Raw genomic sequence first — 24,953 nt, 5'->3', positions numbered from 1 at the left:
GCTGCGCCCCCAGACCCCCTTTCGGCCCTTCGGGCCTCGTCCTCGAACGCCGGACGGGCTGAAAGGGGCTGGACGGGCTGGAAGGTCAGGCGTCGCGGTAGGCCTCCAGGAGGCGTAGCCAGACCTCGCTGATCGTCGGGTATGACGGCACTGCGTGCCACAGGCGGGCGACCGGGACCCGGGCGGTGACGGCGATGGTCGCGGAGTGGATGAGTTCGCCCACGCCGGGGCCCACGAGGGTGAGGCCGCGCAGGATCTCGTCCTCGAGGTCGACGACCATGCGGGCGCGGCCCTTGTAGCCGTCGCCGTACAGGCCGGCGCCGGCGACCGAGGAGAGGTCGACGTCGACGGCGCGGACGCGGTGGCCCGCCTGTTCCGCCTCGGCCAGGGAGAGGCCGACGGCGGCCGCCTCCGGGTCGGTGAAGACGACCTGGGGGACGGCGGCGTGGTCGGCGGTGGCGGCGTGCGCGCCCCAGTCGTCCGTGTCGACGGTCCCGCCCGACGCCCGGGTGACGATGGCGGCGCCCGCGATCCGGGCCTGGTACTTGCCCTGGTGGGTGAGGAGGGCGCGGTGGTTGACGTCGCCGACGGCGTACAGCCAGTCGTGGCCGGTGACGCGGAGGCTGTCGTCCACGGTCAACCAGGAGCCGGGCTCCAGACCGATCGTCTCCAGGCCGATGTCGTCGGTGCGCGGGGCGCGGCCGGTGGCGAAGAGGATCTCGTCGGCCTCGATCCGGTCTCCGCTGTCGGTGACGACCTGGACGGTGCCGTTCTCCCTGGTCACCGACTTGACCGAGGTGCCGGTGCGGATCTCCGCGCCGGCCTCGGTGAGGGACTCGGCGACCATCTCCCCGGCGAACGGCTCCATGCGGTTCAGCAGGCCCTTGCCGCGGACGAGGACGGTGACCCGGGAACCGAGGGCCTGCCAGGCGCAGGCCATCTCGGTGGCGACGACACCGCCGCCGACGACGATCAGCCGGCCGGGCACGGACCGGGCGCTGGTGGCCTCCCTGCTGGTCCAGGGCCTGACCTCGGTGAGTCCTGCCAGGTCGGGCAGCTGGGCGCGGCTGCCGGTGCAGACGGCGACGGCGTGCCGGGCGGTGAGGACCTGACGGCCGCCGTCGGCACCGGTGACGGTGACGGTGCGCGGGCCGGTGAGCCGTCCCTGGCCGCGGTACAGATCGGCCCCGGTGCCCTCCAGCCACTGGACCTGGCCGTCGTCCTTCCACTCGGAGGTGAACGAGTTCCGGCGGGCGAGCACGGCGTCGGCGTCCAGGGGTCCCTGGACCGACCGGCTCAGTCCGGGGAGGCGGCGGGCGTCGGCCTGGGCGAGGACCGGCCGCAGCAGGGCCTTGCTGGGCATGCACGCCCAGTAGGAGCACTCGCCGCCGACCAGTTCGCTCTCCACGACCGCGGTGGTCAGCCCGGCGGCTCGGGTGCGGTCGGCGACGTTCTCGCCCACGGGCCCGGCGCCGAGCACCACGACGTCGTAGGCGGTTGATTCCGAATGCGTCGATTGCGTTTCCGTCATGGCGTCAGTCTGGTGGCTGGTGTGCGCTGTGGCCACATGGGTAGGGGCGCGGAATACGTGACCGGCCGGCCGTGTTGTGCCGACGGCTTCGCCCGACACCAGGAAGAGGGAACACGCGATGAGCAGCACCGTGGAGCTCACCAAGGAGAACTTCGACCAGATGGTCACGGACAACGAGTTCGTGCTGATCGACTTCTGGGCGGACTGGTGCGGTCCGTGCCGTCAGTTCGCGCCGGTGTACGAGCGGGCGGCGGAGGAGAACCCGGACCTGGTGTTCGGCAAGGTGGACACCGAGGCGCAGCCGGAGCTGGCCGCGGCGTTCGGCATCCAGTCCATCCCCACGCTGATGATCGTGCGCGACCAGGTCGCGGTGTTCGCCCAGCCGGGTGCGCTGCCCGAGGCCGCTCTGACGGACGTCATCGGGCAGGCCCGCAAGCTGGACATGGACGACGTCCGCAAGCAGATCGCCGAACAGCAGGCCCAGCAGGGCGACGGCGCGCCGAACGCCTGAACGAGCGCGGCTAGAACGGGTACTGGGCGACGTCCCCGCGGACCGTCGTCCAGCGCAGGTCGGTGAAGGCGTCGAGGTTGGCGTCGCCGCCGAAGCGGGCACCGGTGCCGGAACCGGCGACCCCGCCGAAGGGGGCGACGGCCTCGTCGTTCACGGTCTGGTCGTTGATGTGCACGATGCCCGTCGGGACGCGTTCGGCGAGTCGCAGCCCGCGTGCCGGGTCCCGGGTGACGACGCCGAGGGAGAGTCCGTAGGGGCTCGCGGCGGCCAGGGCGGCGGCCTCGTCCGGGGTGGCGAAGGGGCGTACGGGGGCGACGGGGCCGAAGACCTCCTCCGTGTACGCGGGGGTGAGGTCGCCGACGTCGGCGAGGACCGTGGGCCGGTAGAAGAGCCGGTCGTGGGTGCCACCGGCGGCGAGCTTCGCGCCGCCCGCCGTGCTGGCCTCGACCAGGCCGTGCACCTTGGCGAGCTGGGTACCGTCGATGAGCGGGCCCAGATGGACCTGCTCGCGGTGCGGGTCGCCGACGACGAGCGAGTTCGCCTTGGCGGCGAGCCGGTCGACGTACTCGTCGTACAGCGAGGCGTGGACGAGGTGCCGTCCGGCCGTCATGCAGATCTGGCCCTGGTGGAAGAACGAGCCCCAGGCGGCCGTGGAGATCACCGCGTCGAGGTCGGCGTCCTCCAGCACGATCAGGGCGGAGTTGCCGCCGAGTTCCAGGTGTGCCCGCTTCAGATGGCGGCCCGCGGTCTCCCCGACGGCGCGGCCGGCACCGGTGGAGCCGGTGAAGGACAGGACGGGGACGTGCGGGTCGGCGACGAGTGCCTGGCCGGCCTCCGCTCCCCCGGGCAGGACGTGCAGCAGTCCCTCGGGAAGTCCCGCCTCGGCGAAGACCGCGGCGAGCGCCAGTCCGCCGCACACGGCGGTGCGCGGGTCGGGTTTGAGGACGACCGCGTTGCCGAGTGCCAGGGCCGGGGCGACGGAGCGGATGGAGAGGATCAGCGGGGCGTTGAAGGGGGAGATCACGCCCACCACGCCCACCGGCACACGTCGCGTGTACGACAGACGGGGCTCCTCGGTGGGCAGCACCTGTCCCGCCGGGCGGGAGGCGAGGGCGGCGGCCTCGTAGCACTCCTGGGCGGCGACATGCAGTTCGAAGTCCGCCTTGCCGGGGATGTTGCCGCCCTCGCGGATCAGCCATTCCCGCAGCCCGGCGTGGGCGGCGAACAGGTCGCCGGCCCTGCGGAGCACTCCGGCGCGGGCGAAGTGCGGGGCCTTGGCCCAGGCGGCCTGGGCGTCGTGGGCTTCCTCGGCGGCGGCCGCGACGTCCTCGGCGGTGGCGAGGGTGACGGTGCCGAGGGCGTCACCGGTGGCGGGCTCGGTGACGGTGTACTCGTCTCCCGTGAGCCGGCGGGACTGCCGGCTGGTGAGGTCGGGCAACGTCATGACGGCTCTCCGATCGGTCACCGGTGCGCCGGGCGCGTCCACGGGCTGGCGCGTCCTGTCGCGGCTGCTCCACCGTCCTCCACCTTGTCAGCTGGACTCGCGTCGCACCACCGACGCCCCGAGCACCTTGTGGGCCTCGGGCGCGGCGGCGGGGTCGCGCACCGCGCGGTCGACCAGTTCGGCCAGCTCGCGGCCGGTGGGCAGTTCGAGGTGGACGGTGCTCAGCCGGGGCCGCAGCAGCCGGCCCAGCATCAGGTTGTCGGCGCCGACCAGGGCGGTCTCCTCCGGGATGCGGACGCCCGCGTCCTGGAGGGCCCGCATCAGCAGCATCGCGTACTCGTCGTTGTACGTGAACACGGCGTCGAGGCCGAGGGCGCGCCAGCGGGCGGCCAGCCGGGCGGCGGCTCCCTCGTCGTAGGCCAGCGGCAGCTCGGTGACCGTGGCGTCGGTGCCGCGCAGGGCGGCGCGCACACCTGCCAGGCGGGGCGCGGAGAATGCCTCCAGGCCGGGCTCCCTCGGGACGACCACGCCGATCCGGCGGCGGCCCCGGTCGAAGAGGTGCGCGCCGGCGCAGTGGCCGACGACGTCGTGATCCATGAGGAGGGCGTGCGCGCCCTCGACGGACTCGGGGCCCAGGGTGACCACGGCCCGCGCCCCGGAGCGTTTGAGCACCTCGACGCCGCGCGGGCCAAGCCCGGAGCCGGGGACGAGGACCGCCACGGGGCGGAGTTCCGCCCAGGCGCGGGCGGCCTCGTCGTCGTGCACGCCGACGGTGCCGTACTGCACGACCGTGTAGTCCAGTCGGGCGAGGGCGCCCTGGAGGTCGTTGATGAACTGGCTGTAGAGCGGTCCGACGGGGAACGCGGGCGCGGGCATCAGCACGGTGTGGCTGTGTCCGGCGCGCAGGCTGCGGGCCGCCGCGTGCGGCACGTACCCGAGCTCTCTGGCGGCCTCGCGGACCCTGCGGCGCGTGGGCTCGCTGATCCGGACGGCGCCGGCGTTGTTCAGGACGTAGGAGACGGTCGCGCGCGAGACGCCGGCCAGGCGGGCCACATCGGCGCTCGTGGGTACGGAGCGCGTCGGTGCGGGGGACGCGGGCGCGGGCGGGTTCGGTATCTGCACCATGACGTACCGCATCCTTCCAGAAGCGGTAACGGAGCGCCCAGCCGGGTGAGTTGGGACGGTCAGCCGGAGGCCGCCGGGGCCGTCACCCGGTCGACCAGGTCCACCCACGCGGACTCCAGCCGCTCCAGCGGCATGCCGCACTGCCGGGTCAGATGGTGGATCAGGGCGGGGTCGAGCTGGGCCATCAGCGTGTGGGCGAGGACCTCGCAGTCCGCGTCCGGGACCGCCTCGCGCAGCAGCAGCGTGACGTGATGGCGCAGGACGCGGCGGGGCGCGCTGGTGAAGCGGCGGCCCGGTTCCGGTTCGGCCGCCAGTTGCAGCTCCAGCTCGTCGGAGGTACGGCGGAGCATCGCGAGACCGAAGGCCCGCAGCCGCTCGTCCGCGGGCGCGCCCGGCCCGAGCGGCGGGGGTCCGGTGAGGAACGCGGCCTGGAGCTTCTTCTCCGAATGATCGAGGAGGGCCGTGAGCAGTCCGGTGCGGTCGCCGAAGCGGCGGAAGACCGTGCCCTTGCCCACGCGGGCCGCCGCGGCGACCTCCTCCATGGTGATGCTGTCGGCCCCGCGCTCGGCCACGAGCAGTGCGGCCGCCTCCAGCAGCCTGGCCCGGTTGCGTGCGGCGTCGGCACGCAGGCAGGGCTCGTCGACGTCGAAGCCGAGTTGCAGCAACTCCTGTGGCTCGACGGGGTCCTGGGGTGCCGGGGCGGGCGGCGGCGCGGCGGACATGAAGCCAGCCTAAGGCATCGGGAAGAAACTGGACCACGGTCCGGTTAAAGTGCTACAAACGAGAAGCGGACCCCGGTCCGGATTGTTTCGGCAGTATTTCATCGCCCCCTGGAGTTCCCCATGTCTGTTCGTATCCTCGCCCTCGTCGGCAGCCTTCGTGCCGGGTCGCACAACCGCCAGCTCGCCGAGGCCGCGGTGAAGCTCGCTCCCGAGGGCGCCGAGGTCGCGCTCTACGAGGGGCTCGCGGAGATCCCGTTCTACAACGAGGACATCGACGTCGAGGGCACCGTCCCGGCCGCCGCCACCGCGCTGCGCGAGGCCGCCGCGGGCGCCGACGCGCTGCTGCTCTTCACGCCGGAGTACAACGGCACGATGCCGGCCGTCCTGAAGAACGCCATCGACTGGCTGTCCCGTCCCTACGGCGCCGGCGCCATCAGCGGCAAGCCGGTCGTCGTGATCGGCACCGCCCTGGGCCAGTACGGCGGCGTCTGGGCCCACGACGAGGCCCGCAAGGCCGTGGGCATCGCCGGCGGCAAGGTGATCGAGGACGTCAAGCTCTCCATCCCGGGCTCCGTGACCCGCTTCACCGACGTCCACCCGGCCGACGACAACGAGGTCGCCCAGCAGCTGACCGAGGTCATCACCCACCTGCACACCCACGCGGGCGAGCCGGCCGCGGCCTGATCCAAACCGCCGGAGGGGCTGAGCATCAGCCCCTCCGGCGTTTGAGGAGCGGGGGTCCGGGGGCAGCGCCCCCGGGGACGGAAAGGGGAGGGGCGGCGGGGGCGAACACCACTCACCCGGCACGGCCGGCGGTGTGATGTCCGCCGCTCCGAGCGGCAACTCGGGCAGCCGCCGCCGCGGACCGCCCGTCGCGGTGGATCGGCGCCCCCGAGCCCGTCAGGGGCACACCCGTGCCACCCCTGCGCGCAGCGACGATCTCCGCCGCGATGGACAGGGCCGTCTCCTCCGGCGTACGCGCACCGAGGTCGAGGCCGATCGGAGAGCGGAGGCGAGCCAGCTCCCGCTCCCCCACACCCGCCTCCCGCAGCCGACGCTCCCGGTCGGTGTGGGTGCGCCGGGACCCCATCGCCCCGACGTACGCCACCGGCAGCCCCAGGGCCACCTCCAGCAGCGGTACGTCGAACTTCGCGTCGTGGGTGAGGACGCACAGCACCGTGCGCGCGTCGGTCTCCGTGCCCCGCAGATAGCGGTGCGGCCAGTCGACCACGATCTCGTCGGCCTCCGGGAAGCGGGCCCGGGTCGCGAACACGGGCCGCGCGTCGCACACCGTGACGTGGTAGCCGAGGAACTTGCCGGTCCGCACCAGCGCCGCCGCGAAGTCGATCGCGCCAAAGACGATCATGCGGGGCGGCGGCACCGAGGACTCCACGAACAGGGTCAGCCCGCCGGGGCAGTACGACCCGTCCTCGGCGACCGCGACCGTACCGGTGCGGCCGACTTCCAGCAGGGCCCCCGCCTCCCGGGCCGCCGCCCGGTCCAGCTCCGTGGCCCCGCCGAGGCCACCCTCGTACGACCCGTCCGGGTGGACGAACAGGGCCCTGCCGAGGAGCTCCGCCGGGCCCTCGACGACCCGGGCGAGTGCCCCCGGCCCGCCCCGCAGGACGGCCGACAGCGCCGCCCCGAGCACCTCCCGGGCGGGGGCCTGCGCGCCGACCGGGGTCACCATGATGTCGATGACCCCGCCGCAGGTCAGACCCACGGCGAAGGCGTCCTCGTCGCTGTAGCCGAACCGCTCGACACGGGCCTCGCCGTCGGCGAGGGCCCGCTCGCACAGCTCGTACACCGCGCCCTCCACACAGCCACCGGACACCGAGCCGATCACCGTGCCCTCGCTGTCGACGGCGAGCGCCGCGCCGGGGCCGCGCGGCGCGCTGCCGCCCACGGACACCACCGTGGCCACGGCGAACTCCCGCCCCTCGGTCAGCCAGCGGCGCAGCTCACCGGCGATGTCAAACACCGGGTCCTCCCGCCCGCAGCACCCGGTCCGGACGGATGGGCAGGTTCCGGTGGCGTACGCCCGTCGCGTGCCAGACCGCGTTGGCGATGGCCGCGGCGGCGCCGACGATGCCGACCTCACCGATGCCCTTGATGCCGACCGGGTCGTCGGGGTCCGGGTCGTCGACCCAGTACGCCTCGACCTCCGGCACGTCCGCGTGGGTCGCGACGTGGTAGCCGGCCAGATCGGCGCCGTAGAGGCCGCCCGAGGCGCGGTCGCGGACCGCCTCCTCGTGCAGCGCCATGGAGATGCCCCAGGTCATGCCGCCGACGAGCTGGTTGCGCGCGGTGAGCGGGTTGACGATCCGGCCCGCGGCGAAGACGCCGAGCATCCGGCGCACCCGCACCTCGCCGGTGGTGACGTCCACCGCCACCTCGGCGAACTGAGCGCCGAACGAGTGCCGTTCCTTCTGCGCGAGGGCGCCGATGGCGGCCGTGGTGTCGGACCGCACGGTGATGCCCTCCGGCGGCACGGTGCCGCCCGGCACCAGCCGCTCCCGCAGTTCCTCGGCGGCGGCCGTGACCGCCCAGGCCCAGGAACGGGTGCCCATGGAGCCACCGGCGATCATCGCCGGGCCGAAGTCGCTGTCGCCGATGTGCACCCGGACCCGCTCCACCGGCACCCGCAGCGCGTCGGCGGCGACCAGGGTGAGCGCGGTACGGGCCCCGGTGCCGATGTCGGCCGCGGAGATCCGCACCGTGAAGGTGCCGTCCGGCTCGGCGGTCACCGCGGCCGTGGACGGCATGGAGCCCGCGGGGAAGGAGGCCGCCGCCGTGCCCGTGCCGAGCAGCCAGCGGCCGTCGCGGCGCACACCGGGGCGCGGGTCGCGGCCGGACCAGCCGAAGCGGCGGGCGCCCTCCCGGAAGCAGGCCGCGAGGTTGCGGCCGCTGAACGGCAGCCCGGACACGGGGCCGCGCTCGGGATCGTTGCGCAGCCGCAGCTCGATCGGGTCGAGGCCGCACCGCTCGGCCAGTTCGTCGAGCGCCGCCTCGAGGGCGAACGACCCGGGCGCCTCGCCCGGCCCGCGCATCCAGGTCGGGGAGGGCACGTCCAGCCGTACGACCTCGTTCGAGGTGCGGTGGGCGTCGGCGTCGTACATCACCCGCGCCACACCGGCGCTCGGCTCGACGAACTCCCAGACCGTCGACGTCTGGTTCAGCGAGCGGTGGTCCAGGGCGCGCAGCCGTCCGTCGGCGTCGGCGCCGAGCCGGACCCGCTGGGTGGTGGGGCTGCGGTAGCCGGTGAGCGAGAACATCTGGCGGCGGGTCAGTACGACGCGGACCGGCCGCTGCAACGCGGTGGCGGCCATCACGGCGGCCACCTGGTGGGCGCGTACGCCCTTGCTGCCGAAGCCGCCGCCGACGTGCTCGGAGCGCACCCGCACCGCGGACGCGTCCAGGGAGAACATCCGCCTGAGTTCGTCGGCGACCCAGGTGGTGCCCTGGTTGGAGTCGACGACCTCGAGCCGGCCGCCGTCCCACAGGGCGGTCGCCGCGTGCGGCTCCATCATGCCGTGGTGTTCTTCGGGCGTGGTGTACTCCGCGTCCACCACGTGGGCGGAGGAGGCGAGTTCGGCCTCCAGGTCGCCCTTCTCCGTCACTCCGGGCATGTGTCCGTCCACCGGGTAGGCGTCCGGGCGGTCGGCGGAGAGCTCGACGTCGTGCGGCTCCTGCTCGTAGGTGACCACGAGCGCCTCGGCGGCCTCCCGCGCCTGCTCGGAGGTCTCGGCGACGACGAGCGCGACGGGCCAGCCCGCGTGCGGGACCCGGTCGTTCTGGAAGACCGCGGCGGTCGGGTCCGGCGGGACGCCCAGCAGGCCGATGTAGTCGGTCTCCAGGCGCGGGGCGTTCCCGTGGTGCAGGACGGTGATCACGCCCGGCATGCCGAGCACGGCGTCGGCCTCGACGGCCAGGATCCGGCCGCGGGCGACGGTGGACAGCACCAGCCAGCCGTGGGCGAGGTCGGCGAAGGGGATCTCGCCGGCGTAGCGGGCGGCGCCGGTGACCTTGTCGCGGCCCTCGACGCGGGTGTGCGCGGTGCCGACGGCGCCCGTCAGCGTCGCGGCGCCGGTGGGGGCGGTGGTCATCGGGCGGCCTCCTCGGCGAGTTCGGACAGCACGGCCACCACGAGGTTGCGCATGAGTGTCACCTTGTATGCGTTGTCGGGCAGCGGCCTGGCGGCCGCGAGTTCGGCGTCCGCCGCCGCCGCGAAGTACTCCGCGGTGGCCGGGGCACCGGTCAGCACGCGCTCGGCGGCGTGGGCCCGCCAGGGCCGGGACGCGACCGCCCCGAAGGCGAGACGGGCCTCGCGCACGACTCCGCCGCTCACGTCGAGGGCGGCGGCGACCGAGCCGATCGCGAAGGCGTAGGAGGCGCGTTCGCGGACCTTGCGGTAGCGGGAGCGGGCGGCGACCGGCGCGGGCGGCAGGGTGACGCCGGTGACCAGCGCGCCGGGCGGCAGGGCGGTCTCCCGGTGCGGGGTGTCGCCCACCGGCAGGTAGAAGTCGGCCAGCGGCAACGCGCCCGGTCCGTCGGCTGTTTCGTACTCGACGACGGCGTCGAAGGCGGTCAGTGCCACGCCCATGTCGGAGGGGTGGACGGCCACGCAGTGGTCGGAGGCGCCCAGGACGGCGTGGTTGTGGTGCTCGCCCTCGACGGCGGGACAACCGCTGCCCGGCGCCCGCTTGTTGCAGGGCTTGGTCACGTCGGTGAAGTAGCCGCAGCGGGTGCGCTGGAGCAGGTTGCCGCCGACGGTGGCCATGTTGCGCAGCTGCCCGGAGGCCCCGGCGAGCACGGCCTGGGTGAGGGCGGGGTAGTTCCGGCGGATCCCGGGGTGGGCGGCGAGGTCGCTGTTGGTGACGGTGGCGCCGACGCGCAGTCCTCCGTCGCCGGTCGGCTCGATCCGGTCCAGCGGCAGGGTGCGGACGTCGACGAGTCGGGCCGGGCGCTCGACGCCGTTCTTCATCAGGTCGACGAGGTTGGTGCCGCCGCCGAGGTAGCGGGCGTCGGGGTCGGCGTCGAGCAGCGCCACCGCGCCGCTGACGTCGTCGGCGCGCCGGTAGTCGAACTCCCTCATGCCGCGGCCTCCTCGGTCTCGGTGCGGGTCTCCTCGGCGGCGCGGGCGACCGCCTCGACGATCTGTACATAGGCACTGCATCGGCACAGGTTGCCGCTCATGCGCTCCCTGATCTCCTCGGGGGTCAGGGGCGGCGGTTCCGCCTCGGGACGTACGTCCTCGGTGACGGCGCTGGGCCAGCCGGCGGCGTGCTCCTGGATGACGGCGACGGCCGAGCAGATCTGGCCGGGGGTGCAGTAGCCGCACTGGAAGCCGTCCAGGTCGAGGAAGGCCTGCTGCACCGGGTGCAGCCGGTCCCCGTCGGCCAGGCCCTCCACGGTGGTGATCTCCCGCTCGTCGGACGCGACGGCCAGTTGCAGGCAGGACACGGTGCGGCGGCCGTCGACCAGGACCGTGCAGGCACCGCACTGTCCGTGGTCGCAGCCCTTCTTGGTGCCGGTCAGGTCGAGGCGCTCGCGCAGGGCGTCGAGCAGGGTGGTGCGGTGGTCGACGGACAGCGTGTGCTTCTCGCCGTTGATGTTCAGGGTGACGGTGCTGGACGTCGAGGGGGCCATGAGCAGCCTTCTTTCACGGATCTGGAAGGCGGACGAGTCGGTGACGCGGGAGTGCTGTACGGAGGGTGGGGGCGTTCGGGAACATGTGGGAGAGCGGGAGGGCGCGGAAACCGGTCGTCCCGGGGCATGCCACCGGCCGTCCCGCGCCGTCCGTGTCCGCCGATACGATGGACCCGAAGCGGACAGCTGTCCGTTACTCGAAAACGTAGTGGACAGTTGTCCGGTTAGCAAGGACGGGTTTCGGCCACGCCCGGGGAGGAGGACGAGTGGGACACCGCAAGGACGTACCCCCGAGCGCGGAGGAGACCGGGAGCACGGCGGCACCCCGGCGTTCGGACGCGCAGCGCAACCGCGAGCGCATCCTGGAAGTGGCCCTGGCCGAGCTCACGCGCTCGGCGGACACCCCGCTGAGCGTGATCGCCAAGAAGGCGGGCGTCGGGCAGGGCACGTTCTACCGCAACTTCCCCAGCCGCGAGGCCCTCGTCCTGGAGATCTACCGGCACGAGATGCAGCAGGTGGCCGACAGCGCGGCGCGGCTGCTGAGCACCCGGGAACCGGACTGCGCGCTGCGCGAGTGGATGGACGGGCTCGCCAGGTTCGCGATGGCCAAGGCCGGTCTGGCGGACGCCATCCGGCAGGCCACCAGCGGACCCGGCAGCCCCGCCAAGCCCGGACACACGCCGGTGACCGATGCCGCGGAACTCCTGCTGCGCAGCTGCGAGGAGGCCGGGGCGATCCGCCCGGGGGTGACCGCGGACGACCTCGTCCTCGCCATCGGCGGCCTCTGGCAGCTCGACCCCGCCGACGACTGGCAGCCACGCGCCACCCGCCTGTTCGACCTGGTCATGGACGGCCTGCGCACGGGGGCACCGGGGCGATAGCGCACCGGCACCGCCTGCGGCCCGGTGCCACCCGTCGGCTTCCACCCGCGCGAGGGCGTCATCGCGCCGTCCCCGGAGCCGCCCACGACAGGGACCAGGACGCCCACGCTCCGACGCGGCGCACGGACCGGAACACCGCCCACCCACGGGCGGACCCACTCCGCGCGGGCACCTCGCCCCCGCCGGAGAGAGTCCGCGCTGGGGCGGTAGCGCGCCGGCGCGCATGCCGACCGGCACCGCCTGCGGGCCGGCGCCACGCGTCCGCTTCCACCCGCGCGAGGGCGTCATCGCGCCGTCCCCGGAGCCGCCCGCGACAGGGGCCAGGGCACCCACGCGGCACACGGCCGGAGCACCGCCCACCCACGGGCGGGCGCCTCGCACCGGCCCCGGAGGGAGCCCGCGCGGCGGACGCCGGCTCGCGCTCAGGCGACCGCCGTCGGTGCCAGCTCGCGCAGTTCCCGCAGGGCCGCCGCCACCGCCGGACGGGCGTGGCCGCCGCCGCGGGTGCAGGTCAGCAGCCTGCGGTGCGGGTTGCCGGTGCAGCGCACGCGGGTGATCGGGAGGTCCGGGGTGAGATGGGCGAGGCGCGGGACCAGGGCGACACCCAGGCCGTGCGCGACGAGATGGGCGGTCACGTTCCAGTCGAGGGCGTGATGGACGACGTCCGGGGCGAAGCCGGCCGCACCGCACGCGGCCATCACATGGGGCCGGCAGGGGCTCTCCGGCACCGGCGCGATCCACGGCTCGCGCGCCGCCTCGGCGAGGTCGATCCGCTCGTGCCCGGCGAGCGGATGCCGCGCCGGGACCACCAGGTCGAACGGGTCGTCCAGCAACGGCTGCTGGTCGAATCGCGTGTCGCTCAGCGGAGGGTTGTGCGGGGTGGACTCGACGACGGCCAGATCGGTGGACCCTTCGAAGAGCAGGTCGAAGCTCTCCGGCACCCCCGTCTCGGCGATCCGCACCGACAGCCGCGGATGACGCTCCCCCAGCCGCGCGGCCATCGGCGCCAGCAGCACCGAGATCGCCACCGGAAACCCTGTGACTCGCAGCACTCCGGCCGGCGCGTCGTGATCGGCGCGCAGGTCCAGCTCCGCCTGGTCCCAGCGCGCCTGGATCGCGTCGGCGTGCGCCAGCAGACTCTCGGCGGCCGGGGTCAGCCGCACCCCGCGTCCCTGCGGCTCCAGCAGGTCGACGTCCAGGTCACGGGCGAGCTGACGGATCTGCTGCGAGGCGGCGGACGGGGTGAAGTGCAGGGCGCGGGCGGCCGCGGTGACCGTGCCGTAGTGGGCGACCGCCCTGAGGACGTGCAACCGGCGGAGGTCAATCATGAAGCCCACGCTTAACGATGGCATGCACAAAGTCAACCTGGACGTGTACGGATGGTACGAAGCACCCTTGCTGTGTCGCGACAATCGAATGGCACCCCGTATCGCAACCCACGTATCGCACCCACGTACCGAGGATCCAAGGAGTCACCATGACCAGCACGACCGGCGCCACGGGTACGACCGGTACCTTCTGCCCGTACTGCGGGTGGCCGGACGACGCCGAGCCGTTCCAGGTGGTCTCCCGGCACGGCACCGCGGCGGGCAGCACGGTGTGGACGCGCTGCGGCTGCGGCTCGCTCCAGGTCCGGGCCGTCGACGACCGCGGCGCCCGGATCGTCTCCCGCAGCAGGCCCGCCGACGTCCCGTGGAGCCGGGCCGCCGGCCAGTGAGCGGGCGGGGCGGGCCGTTGACAGCGGGCTCGCCCCGGCTGTACTGATCGAGGCCGGAACAGGCAGGAGGCGTGGACGTGCGGAAACTCCCGTTGTCCGGGGTCACGGTGGTCAGCGTGGAGCAGGCGGTGGCCGCGCCCTACGCCACCCGGCAGCTGGCCGACCTCGGCGCCCGCGTGATCAAGGTGGAGCGGCCGGGCGAGGGCGACTTCGCCCGCCGCTACGACACGACCGTGCACGGCCACTCCAGCTACTTCGTGTGGATCAACCGGTCCAAGGAGTCCCTCACGCTGGACCTCAAGGACCCGCGCGGCCTCGAGATCCTGCACGGGCTGCTCCGGGACGCCGACGTGTTCGTGCAGAACCTGGCGCCGGGCGCCGCCGGCCGACTCGGCCTGGGGACCGAGGAGCTGACCCGCCGCCACCCCCGGCTGATCCCGTGCACCATCTCCGGATACGGCACGAGCGGCCCCTGGGCCGACCGCAAGGCGTACGACCTGCTGATGCAGTGCCAGACGGGCCTGGTGTCGCTGACCGGAACGCCGGAGGAGACCGCCCGTACCGGGATCTCCGTGGCGGACATCGCCGCCGGGATGTACGCGTACAGCGGGGTGCTCACCGCGCTGTACACCCGCGCGACCACGGGCACGGTGCACCCGGTGGAGGTGTCGCTGTTCGAGGCGCTCGCCGAATGGATGGGCCAGCCCGCCTACTACACGCGCTACGGCGGCACCCAGCCGCCACGTCTGGGCACCCAGCACGCCACCATCGCCCCGTACGGCACCTACCGTGCCGCCGACGGGCGCGAGGTGCTGTTCTCCATCCAGAACGAGCGCGAATGGGCGGCGCTCTGCGCGGAGTTCCTCGGCCGGCCGGAGCTGACCGACGATCCGCGCTTCGCCACGGGCTCCGACCGCGTGGCCCACCGGGAGGAGCTCAACGCGATCGTCGCCGAGCGCTGCGCCCGCGCGGGCGCGGAGGAACTGCTCAAGGACCTGGAGGCGATCGGCGTCGCCTGCGCCGGGGTCAACGACGTCGCCGCGTTCCTCGACCATCCGGTGCTCACCGCCCGCGACCGCTGGCGCGAGGTGGCGGTGCCGGGCGGGACCGTCGAGGCGCTGCTGCCGCCCGCCGACCTCGCGGGTGTGCCCGCGCGCATGGACCCGGTGCCGGCCGTGGGCGAGCACACGGAGTCGATCCTGGCGGAGCTGGGCCGTTCCCCCGAGGACATCGCGTCCCTGCGGGCGGACGGGGTGGTCTGAACCGCGCTCGGCTCACGCCTGCCGTTGGTGCAGCGCGTCCAGGACGTCGTCGTCCGTCAGCTGGTCGAACTCCGCGTACCACTGGCCCACCGCCATGAACGCGGCCGGCTCGTGCAGACAGAGCACCTCGTCGGCCTCGGAGCTCATCAGCGCGACGCCCTCCGTCGCGCCGACCGGAACGGCCAGCACGAGCCGTCCGGGATCCCGCGCCCGCAGGGCGCGCAGCGCCGCGCGGGCGGTGGAGCCGGTGGCCAGTCCGTCGTCGACGACGATCACGGTCCGTCCGCGCATGTCGGGCGGGGGCCGGCCCTGGCGGTAGCGCTCCTCGCGGCGGCGCAGTTCGGTGCGCTCGCGTTCGACGACGGGCGCGAGGTCGGCCTCGCTCAGGCCCAGCCGGAGCAGGGCGTCCTCGTCGAAGAGCGGAACCCCGTCGTCGGCCATCGCGCCGACGCCGTACTCCTCGTGGAAGGGGGCGCCGATCTTCCGTACGACGAGGACGTCGAGCGGGGCGTCCAGTGCCCGGGCGACCTCGAGGGCCACGGCGACGCCGCCCCGGGGCAGGGCCAGCACGACCGGGTCGGGCAGGGCTCCCTCGTCCTGCCTCTCCCGCAGCCGTGCGGCCAGTTCACGGCCGGCCTGCCGGCGATCACGGAACAGCATGGCGGACGCCCTCCCTCCGCACCGGAGACGGCACCTGAAGCACCTGGTCCGCACCCGTGTACCCCGCTCCCCGGCACACGAAGCACAACGCCCGGCATGGGCGGGCGAGCGTCGGGCAGGCGAGTTCCATGGTCGGTGACACGGGTGACTACGGGCAGGCGAGCGGGCACCGGACCGTGCCGCAGCGGGACGAGGTCCGCATCGAGGCGTGGGCGGCGAGCAGGGAGAACTGTCTGGCGGAGGCGGTGGCGGCGATGGTGGAGTGCTTCGCCGACGTCTCCGGGGTGCGGCCGACGGGCGTGGGACGCATCCGGCTGGACGGGGCCAGCGACGACGATCTGCTGGCGTCGCTGCTGGACGAGGTCCTGTACCGGCTGGAGGAGCACGGCCAGGTACCGGTCGACGTGGAGGCGACGGCGGCCGAGGACGGCCTGGACGTACGCCTGGCCCTGGCCGCCCTGACGGACGTACGCCTCACCGGCCACTTCCCTACCACAGTGGACTGGGAGGACCTACGCATCCACCCGAGCCCGTACGGCTGGTCGTGCGAGGTCACGGTCGACGGCTAGAAGCCTGGCCGGCGCACAACCCAGCCCCTCCGGCGTTTGAGGAGCGGGGGTCCGGGGGCAGCGCCCCCGGGGACGGGAAGGGGCGGCGGGGGCGAAAAACCGAAAAACCACCCCCCTCACCCCACCGCATGCCGAAATCCTGGGTACTCCGCCCCACATGACCGGCATAGACATCGGCAGTGACGCCTTCAACGACCACACCTTCATCGCGCGCCGACACGCATACGAGGGCCCCAACGTCTCCCCGCCCCTCGCCTGGACCGGCATCCCGGACGACACCGCGGAACTGGTACTCCTCTGTGAGGACCCCGACGCCCCGTCGGGCACCTTCGTGCACTGGATCGTCGTCGGCATCGACCCCCACAGCGAAGGAGTGGGCGCGGGCCAGAGCCCTCCCCGGGGAACCGAACTCGTCAACGGCTACGGCGACCGCGGCTGGGGCGGCCCCCACCCCCCTCCGGGCGACGACGCCCACCACTACATGTTCCGCCTCTACGCCCTCGCCGAACCCTGCGTCCTGCCCGACGCCCCCCGCGCGGACCAGGTGCACGAGGCCGTCGAGCGGACGCAGTTGGCGAGCGGCACCCTGGTGGGGCTCTACCAGCGCTGACCACCCACCCTGGGTGGGCTCAGTGGGTGGGCGCCGCCGTGCTGATGTCCGCCAGGGCCGAGTGCGGGTCCTCCGTGGCGGCGAGATCCCCGAGGCTCACCACACCCACCGGGCAGCCACCGCGTTCCACCACCGGTAGCCGCCGGACGGCGTACTGCCGCATCAGCTCCACGGCGTGCTCGGTGGTGTCCTCGGGGTCGAGCGTCACCAGCGGCGGCCGCGTGCACACGGAGCCGACCGTCGTGGCCTCCGGGTCGCGTCCCTCGGCGACGCCCCTCAGCACGATGTCGCGGTCGGTGAGCACGCCGAACAGATCACAGTCGTACGCGACCAGGACGTCGCCGATGTCCTGCTCCCGCATCAGGCGCGCGGCCCGCGCCATCGTCGTCATGGGCTCTACGGACGCGGCGTCCGCGGACATCACGTCCCGTATCCGCGTGGTCATGGGCACCTCCCGGTACGTGGCCGGCCTGGACTCCCCGTGTCCGCCGCGTAGCCCGCTGCGGCGGGTGTAAACCGGCGTTGTTTTGCCCGCCCCGCCCTCCGCCCGCTTTGATGTCCCGGTCGGCGGCGGGAGCGCGAGGGCGGGCGGGACATGACGGAGGCGCGGACGCCGGGGCGGCGGTTCCGGTGGCTGTGGGCGGCGTACGGGGTCAGCACCTTCGGCACCAGGTTCGCGTTCGACGCGTTCGCACTGGTGGCGGTGCTGGTGCTGGACGCCGATCCGGCCGAGGTGTCGCTGCTGGCGGCGGTGGGGCCGGCGGTCGGCGCGGTGCTCGCGGTGCCGCTGGGGCCCTGGGTGGAGTTCCGCCGCAAGCGTCCGGTGATGATCGCGACGGATCTCCTCCGGTGCGCGGTGCTGCTCAGCGTCCCCGTCGCCCACCTCCTCGGCGCGCTCACCGTGGGGCAGCTGCTGGTCGTGTCGGTGGTCGTCGCGGCGGCCGACATCACCTTCCAGGCGGCGGTCGGGGCGTATCTCAAGGAGATCGTGCCCAAGGACGAACTCCTCGTGGCGAACGGGCGGTTCGAGGCGACGAACTGGACGGCGACGATGCTCGGGCCCCCGTTGGGCGGGGCCGCGATCGGGTGGTTCGGCCCGATGACGACGGTGCTGGCCGACGCGGTGAGCCATCTGCTGTCGGCCGGGGCGCTCGGCGCGGTCCGCGGTGGGGACAAGCGTCCCCTGCCTCCCGCCCGGGACTCGGGGCTCCGGGCGCGGGACCTCCTCGACGGGTGGCGGTACATCCTGGCCGCTCCCGCGCTGCGACCGCTGTTCCTGAACACGGTCCTGGTCAACGGGCTGATCATGGCGGTCTCGCCGTTGCTGATCGTGCTGATGGTGGGTCCGCTCGGGTTCGCGCCCTGGCAGTACGGGCTCGCCTTCGCGGTGCCCTGTCTGGGCGGTCTGATCGGCTCACGGCTGTCCCGGCGGCTGGTGGCGCGGTTCGGGCCGCACCGGGTGCTCCGTGTCGCGGGGACGCTGAGGGCGTGCTGGCCGGTCGGGCTGGCGTTCGTCGGACCGGGCACACCGGGGCTGGTGCTCGTCATGCTGATCGAGTTCGGGCTGATCACCAGCGTGGGCGTGTTCAACCCGGTGTTCGCCACCCGGCGGCTGGAACGGACTCCGACGGACCGGGTGGTCCGGACGCTGTCCGCGTGGTCGGCGACCAGCAAGGCGGCCATCGCCGCGCTGACCGCCCTGTGGGGACTGCTGGCCACCCTCACCGGCCCGCGCACCGCGATCGGCCTCGCCGGCCTCCTCCTGCTGGCCACCCCGCTGCTGCTCCCCCGCCACGACCACGACTCCCGGCAACCGCGGGAACCCGCACCCGCACCGCAGCCCACGGACGGCGCCTGACCGGCCGGGGGGCGGGACGCTTTCCGCCCCGCCCGCCGTGCCCGACAGTCGCCGCCGGGTGCGTGGCGGCCGACGCCAGAGGGCCGGCGGCTCGCCGCCGCCGCGCTGGCCGAGGCCGCTGCCGACGGCGGCCGGCTCGCCCGGGCATGGCCGAGCGGCTGGGAGCCGGCGGCCCGCGGGCCGCCGCACGCCCGCAACCGCCTGCGCCGCCGCGCCGGAGACGCCGCCCGGGCGGGTGACGGTCGGCGCCGCCCTAGACCGCCCCGGGGACCTCCTCCGTGACGCCGTTCAGCGGGGTGGCCGGGTCGGTGCCGTAGGGGCGGGTGATGGCCTCCAGGCCGTGCCCGGCCGGGTCCTGGAAGTACACGCCGCGTCCGCCGTCGTTGCGGTTGATGCGGCGGGGGTGCCTGCCGTGCGGATCGGCCTGGATCGGAATCCCGGCGTCCACGAGCCGGGTGAGGATCGCGTCGAACTCGTCCTCGGAGACGAGGAACGCGTAGTGCTGCATCGGGATGTCGATGTCGACGGTGGCGAAGTCCAGGGTGACGCCGTTGGCGGTGGTCACCGGCAGGAACATTCCGGCCGGTTCCCCGACCTCCAGGCCGAGGATCTCGGCGACGAAACGGGCGGACCTCTCCCGGTCACGGGTGAGAACGATGGTGTGGTTGAACTCGACCGACACTGTGTCAATGCCTCCACGGGCATCCGCGGCGCCTCCATGCCTCACCCAGCCGGTGACCGACACGCGATGCCGCGCGGACAGGGTAGGCAGCGGCGCCCGCGGCTGTCGAGCGTGTTTCGGCCGGCGCTGGTCAGGACGGGCCGGGGGGTACGCCCGCGGTCCCGGCCGCCTCGTCCACGCGTGCGGCCACCCAGGCGAGGAAGTCCCGTACCTGTTCCCCGGGCAGGGCGGGAGCGGACTCCCGGGGCCGCTCGAAGCCGCGCAGCGCCTCCGAGATCAGTGGCCGGAAGGCCGGCTCGGAGGCAGCCGTCGTCTCGGCTGCCCGGCGCTTGGCGAACCAGCGGCCCGTGCGGCAGTACACCACCGAACGGCAGCCGTTGAGCACCCGGTTGTCGGCCAGGTGCCCCGGCCCCTCGGCGTGCTCCCGCACGGACGCCCGGAGCGCGGCGAGCACGGCGGCCCGGTCCGGGGCGGCGATCAGCTCCCGCACCGGCCCGCCGAACAGCGGAAGGCCGGACTGGTGGGCGATGGAGCGGTCGAGGACGTACCAGAACGCCGGCGCCTCCTCGGGGTCGTAGCTCGCCCGCTCGGGCAGTGACGGTCCGGTGTTGAGGTCCAATAGGTAGCCCGCGCCGCCGGACGGGCGGGCGGCGAAACCGGCCGGGTACACGACGAGTTCCAGCCCGGCCGCTGGGCAGGTCAGGGCGGGATGGGCTAGCGCCCCGGCCAGTTCGGGCAGCGCCCGGCGCGGCAGCGAGTCGTCGACCACGACGGTCACGTCGATGTCGCTGCGTCCGTGCCGGTAGTCGCCGAGCGCGAGGGAGCCGACGGCGAGGACGCCCACCAGGTGGGTGCCGCACACGGACCGGGTGCGGTGGACCAGCTCGTCCAGGTAGGGGCGGAGCTCGCGGGGCGGCGCGGGAGGACGGCTCATGGGACCAGTGTCGGCGCCGGGCGACGCGCCGCGGCGCGTCTCAGGGCCACAGCTCGTCGCTGTCGCACACCCGGGCGCCCATGTTGCGTTCCATCATCCGCAGGGCGGCGTCCGCCAGATCGGCGTGGATGTGGGCGACGGCGTCCCGCGGGACGATCACGTCGAGGTGCCGGATGTGCGCGTCGAGCGAGGAGTACAGGACGCACTGCTCCGTCACCTGGCCGCAGAGCACCAGCCGGTCGATGCCCTGCTGGGCGAGCAGATAGCCCAGCGGGGTCTCGAAGAAGATCGAGTGCCGGGCCTTGACGACGAAGAGGGAGGATTCGTCCGGCACCAGCGGTTCCACGAGGTGCGCGTACGGACCCGACAGGGCGTGGTCGAGCAGCTCACCGTGGTGGGAGCGCCACTCGCCGAAGTTGTCGTTGACGTAGATCACCGGTACGTCCCGGCGCCGCGCCCGCTTCAGCAGGGCGGCGAGGACCGGTACGACCGACTCGGCGGACGGGAGCAGCCGGTCGGCGTCCGCGTGGTCGTAGGTGTTGATCATGTCGATGACGATCAGCGCGGTCTTGCCCATGCCTCCAGGGTTCCACCAGCGGAGCCAGGTCAGCCATCAGGGCCGTCCGGCCCTGGCCCGGGCGGGGTGCGCCGCCGACGATGGACGGATGATCCACAGCGATGGCTTCCGGCCGCTCGGCCGCCGGGAGTGCCTGCGGCTGCTGGCCAAGGTGCCGGTCGGTCGCGTCGTCTACACCCGGCAGGCGCTGCCCGCCGTCCTCCCCGTCAACTTCGCCCCGGAGCCGGACGGCGCCGTGGTGTTCCACACCTCCGCCGCGTCCGATCTGGTGCGGGCGATCGACGGGGTGGTGGTCGCCTTCGAGGCCGACGACTTCGACGCGGGGACCCGGTCCGGCTGGAGCGTGGTAATCACGGGCCGCGCGGCCGTGGTGACCGATCCGGCCGAGCGGGAGCGCCTGTCGCGGACCGGCCCCCGCTCCTGGATGCCCCTGCACGACGGCGTGTTCGTCCGGATCGAGGCCGAGATGGTCACGGGACGGGAGCTCGCGGGCACCGTCTGACCGGGCGGGAGCACGATCGCCGGCCGCGTGGGGCGGGCTGTCGGGAGTGCCGTACGGTACGGCTGTGACCGCCTACAGCCCTGAGAACGCCCCGGGCCGCCACGGCCCTTCCGCCACCGTCGAGGCCGAGCCCCGCGAGGTGGGCCGGGTGCGCACGGAGTACGCGCCGGCGCACGACGGCGACCCCGATCCGGGGGAGATCGTCTGGACCTGGGTGCCCTACGAGGAGAACGACGGCCGGGGCAAGGACCGCCCGGTGCTGGTCGTCGCCCGGGAGGCGGGCGGGACCGTCCTGGCCGTGCAGTTGTCCAGCAAGCGGCACGACGGCGACCGGGAGTGGGTGCCGATCGGGAGCGGGCCGTGGGACCGGTCGGGCCGGGACTCGTGGGTCGACGTCGACCGGGTGCTGCGGCTGCACGAGGAGGGCATGCGCCGGGAGGCGTGCGCGCTGGACCGGATGCGGTTCAACCTCGTGCGTCAGCGGCTGCGGGAGCGGTACGGCTGGAGTTGATCCGCGCCGGCTCGGACACCAGGTCCGCGAACGCGCGCTCGAACGCGGTGCGGACCTCGCTGCCGCGGGTGCGGTCCAGGATGCCGAACACCACATGTTCGAAGGCCCCCGAGAAGCGCCCGCCCGGCGCCAGGTGCGAGCGGAACGCCGCCGCGACCTCGGCGGGGTCGTTGCGGAACACCCCGCAGCCCCAGGCGCCCAGCACGAGGTGCCGGTGGCCGTGGGCGGCGGCGGTCTCCAGCACCCGCTCGGCCCGTACGGCCAGGGCGCGCGGCACCTCGCCGGCGCGTTCCGGCGCCGATCGCCGGATCACTCCGGCGTTGGGCGCGGGCGAGGTGAGGAAGGCGGCCGTGAAGGGCTCGTCCAGGAGACGGCCGCGGTCGTCACGGAAGACCGGCACGGCGGGTGAGTGGATCACGCGGTCCGTGTAGAACGGGTCGCGGTGGGCGCGGTGGTGGGCGTAGAAGCCGGCGGCCCGCAGCAGACAGGTGTACAGGGCGGAGGCGCGGCACAGGGCCTCTTCCTGGGCCTGGGCGCCGTTGAGATATCCCCCGCCGGGGTTGCGCGCGGAGGCGAAGTTCAGCACGGCCACGCCGGCGGGGAGCCGCCGCGCGGCCTCCAGACTGCTCTCGCCGGTGACCTCGAACCGGGTCTCCACCGGCCGGAACGCCGGCACCGGAACGGGCTCCGGGCCGTGCGTCCGCGTGCCGTCCGCGGCGGCCTCGACCGCCGCCGCGACGGACACCTCGTGCCCGCCGGGTGCGCGATAGGCACCGGCCGCCACGATCTGCTCGGTCTCCCGGGCGATCCCGCGCAGTCGCGCGCTCACGGCGCCACCCCCGTAGCCGCCGTGACCGCGCACCGCGCGATCCCGCTCGTCGTGCTCATGCAGGCATCCTGAGCGATGCTGGTGATGCGGTGCAACGGAGTTTCCGTCTCCCCGGAAGGCCCGGGAAACGGGCGGGAAACCCGCCGGGAACAGGCCGGACGAAAGGATTACCGACCCGGAACGCCCCGCCAGGCGCTCTTGTGCCCGGCGACTCGAAGGTTTTGGGTGGACGAGTTGATGCCGGCCTGGACCGACGCGAGGCCCCGGTCGGCGACATGGTGGAATCTCAGGAGGATCCCGACATGTCCGATCCGGCAGGTGGCTGTACAGAGCCACGTACCGCCGTCACAGAAGCCGAGGTGGAAGCCCTCGTCCGGGGCATCTGCTTCAAGACCGGACCGCCGCGCCGCCTCGGGGTCGAGGTGGAATGGCTCGTCCACGAGCTGCGGGACCCGCGGCTCCCCGTGTCACCCGAACGACTCGAAGCGGCCTACGCCGCTCTGCGGACCGTGCCCCTGAGGTCGGCGCTCACCGTCGAACCCGGCGGCCAGCTGGAGCTGAGCTCGCCGCCCGCCGGCTCCCTGATGGAGTGCGTCGGTACCGTCTCCGCCGACCTCGACGCCGTCCGCGCGGTGCTCCGCCGGATCGGCCTGGCCGTCGTCGGCCTCGGCCACGACCCCTGGCAGTCGCCCCGCAGGTTCCTGCGGCAACCGCGCTACGACGCCATGGAGGCCTGTCTCGACCGCGGCGGCCCCGCCGGCCGGGCCATGATGTGCACCTCCGCCTCCGTGCAGGTCTGCGTGGACGCCGGATACGAGGAGCCGGGCCCGCTCGGCCATGTGCGGCGCTGGTGGCTGGCGCACCAGCTGGGCCCGGTCCTGGTCGCCGCGTTCGCCAACTCCCCGCTCGCCGGTGGCCGGGCGACCGGCTGGCTGTCCACGCGGCAGCTGCGCTGGGAGCAGATCGGCACCGGCCGGGCGGGCGGCCCCGTCCTGGACGCAGATCCGCGGGGCGCCTGGGCCCGGCACGTCCTGGACGCGCCCGTGATGTGTATACGGGGCGACGGCGGGCCGTGGCACGTGCCCGACGGGCTGACCTTCCGGGAGTGGACCAGGTCCGGCAGGCCCAGACCGCCGACCCGCGACGATCTCGACTACCACTCGACGACCCTGTTCCCGCCGGTCAGGCCGCGCGGACATCTGGAGCTGCGGATGATCGACGCGCAGCCCGGGGACGACGGCTGGCAGGTGCCGCTGGCCGTGACCGCGGCCCTGTTCGACGACCCGGAGGCCGCGGAGACCGCGTACCGGGCGGTGAAACCGCTGGCCGAGCGGACGAACGGCAGGCCGGCGCCGCACAATCCCCTCTGGCGGGACGCGGCCCGCGTCGGACTGGCCGACCCGGAGCTGCGCGACGTGGCCGGCACGTGTTTCGCGGCGGCGCTGCGCGCCCTGCCCCGGATCGGCGCCACCACGGAGTTGGTCGACGCGGTCGAGGCGTTCCGGGACCGCTTCGTCGCCAGGGGCCGCTGCCCGGCCGACGAGCTGCTCGAGGCGCACCTCCGGGAGGCGGCCGGCCGCGGCGCTTCCTCGTACGACACCCACCCGCACGGGAAGGACACCCCCTCATGACCGACCCCGCCCTCGACGCCGAAGCCCTGCGCGAGCGCGCGGTCGCCTCGCTGATCACCGCACGGGACCGCACCACGCTGCTCACCACCTGCGTCGACGAACCCGAGCTGACCGCGCAGCACTCGCCGCTGATGTCCCCGCTGGTGTGGGACCTCGCCCACATCGGCAACCAGGAGGAGCAGTGGCTGCTGCGGGCCGTCGCCGGCCATGAGGCGATACGGCCCGAGATCGACGGCCTGTACGACGCCTTCGAGCATCCCCGCGCCGAACGCCCGAGCCTGCCGCTGCTGCCGCCGGACGAGGCCCGCCGGTACGCCGCCGACGTGCGGGGCCGGGCGCTGGACGTGCTGGAGGCCGCCGCGTTCGACGGGTCGCGGCTGACGGAGGCGGGCTTCGCCTTCGGGATGATCGCGCAGCACGAGCAGCAGCACGACGAGACCATGCTGATCACCCATCAGCTCCGCCGGGGACCGCGGGCCCTGACCGCCCCGGACCCGGAACCGGTGCCGCTGTTCACCGGCCCGTCCGAGGTGCTCGTGCCGGGCGGCCCGTTCACCATGGGCACCTCGGACGAGCCGTGGGCGCTGGACAACGAACGCCCCGCGCACCGGCGCGAGGTGCCGCCCTTCCGCATCGACACCACCCCAGTGACCAACGCGGCGTACCAGGCGTTCATCGCGGACGGCGGCTACGACGAGCCCCGCTGGTGGACCGCCGAGGGCTGGGCCCACATCCGCCGCAACTCGAT

27 protein-coding genes are annotated in these 24,953 nt (G+C 74.0%); 12 read left to right on the top strand and 15 right to left on the bottom strand.

The features are described 5' to 3' along the window. Positions 1 to 85: 85 nt before the first annotated feature. On the bottom strand, positions 86 to 1,531 hold the full coding sequence (locus tag ACZ470_RS21220; RefSeq protein ID WP_468429274.1) for a dihydrolipoyl dehydrogenase family protein: 1,446 nt from the start codon (positions 1,529 to 1,531) through the stop codon (positions 86 to 88). Between the two features lie 118 nt (positions 1,532 to 1,649). Between ACZ470_RS21220 and trxA the strand changes: the two genes are divergently transcribed. After that, entirely contained in the window at positions 1,650 to 2,042 is a 393-nt protein-coding gene (gene trxA, locus ACZ470_RS21215; RefSeq protein ID WP_468429272.1) for a thioredoxin, read from the top strand. Between the two features lie 10 nt (positions 2,043 to 2,052). Here trxA and ACZ470_RS21210 read toward each other — a convergent pair whose 3' ends face one another. The 3 genes from ACZ470_RS21210 to ACZ470_RS21200 form a co-directional block, all read right to left on the bottom strand. After that, positions 2,053 to 3,486: an aldehyde dehydrogenase family protein gene (locus ACZ470_RS21210; protein ID WP_468429271.1), complete on the bottom strand. Its 1,434-nt coding sequence runs from the start codon at positions 3,484 to 3,486 to the stop codon at positions 2,053 to 2,055. Positions 3,487 to 3,573: 87 nt separating this feature from the next. Continuing rightward, positions 3,574 to 4,611, bottom strand: coding sequence for a LacI family DNA-binding transcriptional regulator (locus ACZ470_RS21205; RefSeq protein WP_468429269.1), 1,038 nt, complete (start codon positions 4,609 to 4,611; stop codon positions 3,574 to 3,576). Positions 4,612 to 4,670: 59 nt separating this feature from the next. Continuing rightward, complete coding sequence (locus ACZ470_RS21200; protein WP_468429267.1) at positions 4,671 to 5,333, bottom strand: TetR/AcrR family transcriptional regulator; 663 nt, start codon at positions 5,331 to 5,333, stop codon at positions 4,671 to 4,673. Positions 5,334 to 5,453: 120 nt separating this feature from the next. Between ACZ470_RS21200 and ACZ470_RS21195 the strand changes: the two genes are divergently transcribed. Further along, a complete protein-coding gene (locus tag ACZ470_RS21195; protein ID WP_468429265.1) occupies positions 5,454 to 6,017 on the top strand; it encodes an NAD(P)H-dependent oxidoreductase in 564 nt (187 codons plus the stop codon). 112 nt (positions 6,018 to 6,129) lie between these two features. Here the strand turns inward: ACZ470_RS21195 and ACZ470_RS21190 are convergent, their stop codons facing one another. Genes ACZ470_RS21190 through ACZ470_RS21175 form a run of 4 tightly spaced genes read right to left on the bottom strand, consistent with a single transcriptional unit; the run spans position 6,130 to position 10,982 of the window. Next, a complete protein-coding gene (locus ACZ470_RS21190; RefSeq protein ID WP_468429264.1) occupies positions 6,130 to 7,314 on the bottom strand; it encodes an XdhC family protein in 1,185 nt (394 codons plus the stop codon). Then, on the bottom strand, positions 7,307 to 9,439 hold the full coding sequence (locus tag ACZ470_RS21185) for a xanthine dehydrogenase family protein molybdopterin-binding subunit (RefSeq protein ID WP_468429262.1): 2,133 nt from the start codon (positions 9,437 to 9,439) through the stop codon (positions 7,307 to 7,309). The genes ACZ470_RS21190 and ACZ470_RS21185 overlap by 8 nt, the downstream gene beginning before the upstream one ends. Further along, positions 9,436 to 10,428: an FAD binding domain-containing protein gene (locus tag ACZ470_RS21180; RefSeq protein ID WP_468429260.1), complete on the bottom strand. Its 993-nt coding sequence runs from the start codon at positions 10,426 to 10,428 to the stop codon at positions 9,436 to 9,438. The genes ACZ470_RS21185 and ACZ470_RS21180 overlap by 4 nt, the downstream gene beginning before the upstream one ends. After that, on the bottom strand, positions 10,425 to 10,982 hold the full coding sequence (locus tag ACZ470_RS21175) for a 2Fe-2S iron-sulfur cluster-binding protein (RefSeq protein WP_468429258.1): 558 nt from the start codon (positions 10,980 to 10,982) through the stop codon (positions 10,425 to 10,427). The genes ACZ470_RS21180 and ACZ470_RS21175 overlap by 4 nt, the downstream gene beginning before the upstream one ends. Positions 10,983 to 11,248: 266 nt before the next feature. Here ACZ470_RS21175 and ACZ470_RS21170 point away from each other — a divergent pair, with 266 nt between their 5' ends. Beyond that, positions 11,249 to 11,863, top strand: a complete 615-nt coding sequence (locus tag ACZ470_RS21170; RefSeq protein WP_468429256.1) for a TetR/AcrR family transcriptional regulator — start codon at positions 11,249 to 11,251, stop codon at positions 11,861 to 11,863. A gap of 422 nt (positions 11,864 to 12,285) precedes the next feature. Here the strand turns inward: ACZ470_RS21170 and ACZ470_RS21165 are convergent, their stop codons facing one another. Next, positions 12,286 to 13,191 carry a LysR family transcriptional regulator gene (locus ACZ470_RS21165; RefSeq protein WP_468429255.1) on the bottom strand — a complete coding sequence of 302 codons (906 nt, stop codon included), beginning with the start codon at positions 13,189 to 13,191 and terminating at the stop codon, positions 12,286 to 12,288. 149 nt (positions 13,192 to 13,340) lie between these two features. On the opposite strand from ACZ470_RS21165, the gene ACZ470_RS21160 reads away from it, so the two are divergent. Together ACZ470_RS21160 and ACZ470_RS21155 are read left to right on the top strand one after the other, a co-directional pair. Next, positions 13,341 to 13,580, top strand: a complete 240-nt coding sequence (locus ACZ470_RS21160; protein WP_468429253.1) for a hypothetical protein — start codon at positions 13,341 to 13,343, stop codon at positions 13,578 to 13,580. A 71-nt stretch (positions 13,581 to 13,651) separates the two neighbouring features. Continuing rightward, complete coding sequence (locus ACZ470_RS21155) at positions 13,652 to 14,842, top strand: CaiB/BaiF CoA transferase family protein (protein WP_468429251.1); 1,191 nt, start codon at positions 13,652 to 13,654, stop codon at positions 14,840 to 14,842. A gap of 12 nt (positions 14,843 to 14,854) precedes the next feature. Here the strand turns inward: ACZ470_RS21155 and ACZ470_RS21150 are convergent, their stop codons facing one another. After that, a complete protein-coding gene (locus ACZ470_RS21150; RefSeq protein WP_468429249.1) occupies positions 14,855 to 15,502 on the bottom strand; it encodes a phosphoribosyltransferase in 648 nt (215 codons plus the stop codon). A gap of 128 nt (positions 15,503 to 15,630) precedes the next feature. Between ACZ470_RS21150 and ACZ470_RS21145 the strand changes: the two genes are divergently transcribed. Both ACZ470_RS21145 and ACZ470_RS21140 read left to right on the top strand, forming a co-directional pair. Further along, a complete protein-coding gene (locus ACZ470_RS21145) occupies positions 15,631 to 16,071 on the top strand; it encodes an archease (protein WP_468429247.1) in 441 nt (146 codons plus the stop codon). Between the two features lie 157 nt (positions 16,072 to 16,228). Beyond that, positions 16,229 to 16,681, top strand: a complete 453-nt coding sequence (locus tag ACZ470_RS21140; protein WP_468429245.1) for a YbhB/YbcL family Raf kinase inhibitor-like protein — start codon at positions 16,229 to 16,231, stop codon at positions 16,679 to 16,681. Between the two features lie 19 nt (positions 16,682 to 16,700). Here ACZ470_RS21140 and ACZ470_RS21135 read toward each other — a convergent pair whose 3' ends face one another. Continuing rightward, the gene (locus ACZ470_RS21135) at positions 16,701 to 17,126 is read right to left on the bottom strand and encodes a CBS domain-containing protein (protein WP_468429243.1); all 426 of its coding nucleotides are present in this window, start codon (positions 17,124 to 17,126) and stop codon (positions 16,701 to 16,703) included. 150 nt (positions 17,127 to 17,276) lie between these two features. Between ACZ470_RS21135 and ACZ470_RS21130 the strand changes: the two genes are divergently transcribed. After that, positions 17,277 to 18,539 carry an MFS transporter gene (locus ACZ470_RS21130; RefSeq protein ID WP_468429241.1) on the top strand — a complete coding sequence of 421 codons (1,263 nt, stop codon included), beginning with the start codon at positions 17,277 to 17,279 and terminating at the stop codon, positions 18,537 to 18,539. Between the two features lie 253 nt (positions 18,540 to 18,792). Here ACZ470_RS21130 and ACZ470_RS21125 read toward each other — a convergent pair whose 3' ends face one another. From ACZ470_RS21125 to ACZ470_RS21115, 3 genes are all read right to left on the bottom strand, one after another. Beyond that, entirely contained in the window at positions 18,793 to 19,221 is a 429-nt protein-coding gene (locus ACZ470_RS21125; RefSeq protein ID WP_468429240.1) for a VOC family protein, read from the bottom strand. A gap of 130 nt (positions 19,222 to 19,351) precedes the next feature. Continuing rightward, positions 19,352 to 20,155, bottom strand: coding sequence for an aminoglycoside adenylyltransferase domain-containing protein (locus ACZ470_RS21120; protein WP_468429238.1), 804 nt, complete (start codon positions 20,153 to 20,155; stop codon positions 19,352 to 19,354). A gap of 40 nt (positions 20,156 to 20,195) precedes the next feature. Continuing rightward, positions 20,196 to 20,732 (bottom strand): cysteine hydrolase family protein, encoded by a 537-nt coding sequence (locus ACZ470_RS21115; RefSeq protein ID WP_468429236.1) that lies wholly within the window; start codon positions 20,730 to 20,732, stop codon positions 20,196 to 20,198. An 88-nt stretch (positions 20,733 to 20,820) separates the two neighbouring features. Here ACZ470_RS21115 and ACZ470_RS21110 point away from each other — a divergent pair, with 88 nt between their 5' ends. Next, on the top strand, positions 20,821 to 21,234 hold the full coding sequence (locus ACZ470_RS21110; protein ID WP_468429234.1) for a pyridoxamine 5'-phosphate oxidase family protein: 414 nt from the start codon (positions 20,821 to 20,823) through the stop codon (positions 21,232 to 21,234). A gap of 64 nt (positions 21,235 to 21,298) precedes the next feature. Continuing rightward, entirely contained in the window at positions 21,299 to 21,745 is a 447-nt protein-coding gene (locus tag ACZ470_RS21105) for a type II toxin-antitoxin system PemK/MazF family toxin (protein ID WP_468429232.1), read from the top strand. On the opposite strand, the gene ACZ470_RS21100 is transcribed toward ACZ470_RS21105, so the two are convergent. Next, positions 21,699 to 22,574, bottom strand: coding sequence for a TIGR02452 family protein (locus tag ACZ470_RS21100; RefSeq protein WP_468429230.1), 876 nt, complete (start codon positions 22,572 to 22,574; stop codon positions 21,699 to 21,701). The genes ACZ470_RS21105 and ACZ470_RS21100 overlap by 47 nt on opposite strands. A 302-nt stretch (positions 22,575 to 22,876) precedes the next feature. On the opposite strand from ACZ470_RS21100, the gene egtA reads away from it, so the two are divergent. Both egtA and ACZ470_RS21090 read left to right on the top strand, forming a co-directional pair. Further along, on the top strand, positions 22,877 to 24,205 hold the full coding sequence (gene egtA / locus ACZ470_RS21095; RefSeq protein WP_468429228.1) for an ergothioneine biosynthesis glutamate--cysteine ligase EgtA: 1,329 nt from the start codon (positions 22,877 to 22,879) through the stop codon (positions 24,203 to 24,205). Beyond that, a partial coding sequence (locus tag ACZ470_RS21090; protein WP_468429226.1) for an SUMF1/EgtB/PvdO family nonheme iron enzyme occupies positions 24,202 to 24,953 on the top strand: 752 nt, incomplete at its 3' end. The genes egtA and ACZ470_RS21090, both read left to right, overlap by 4 nt.

The organism is Streptomyces sp. NPDC031111, assembly GCF_055570675.1.
This window is presented reverse-complemented; position numbering and strand designations above follow the sequence as displayed.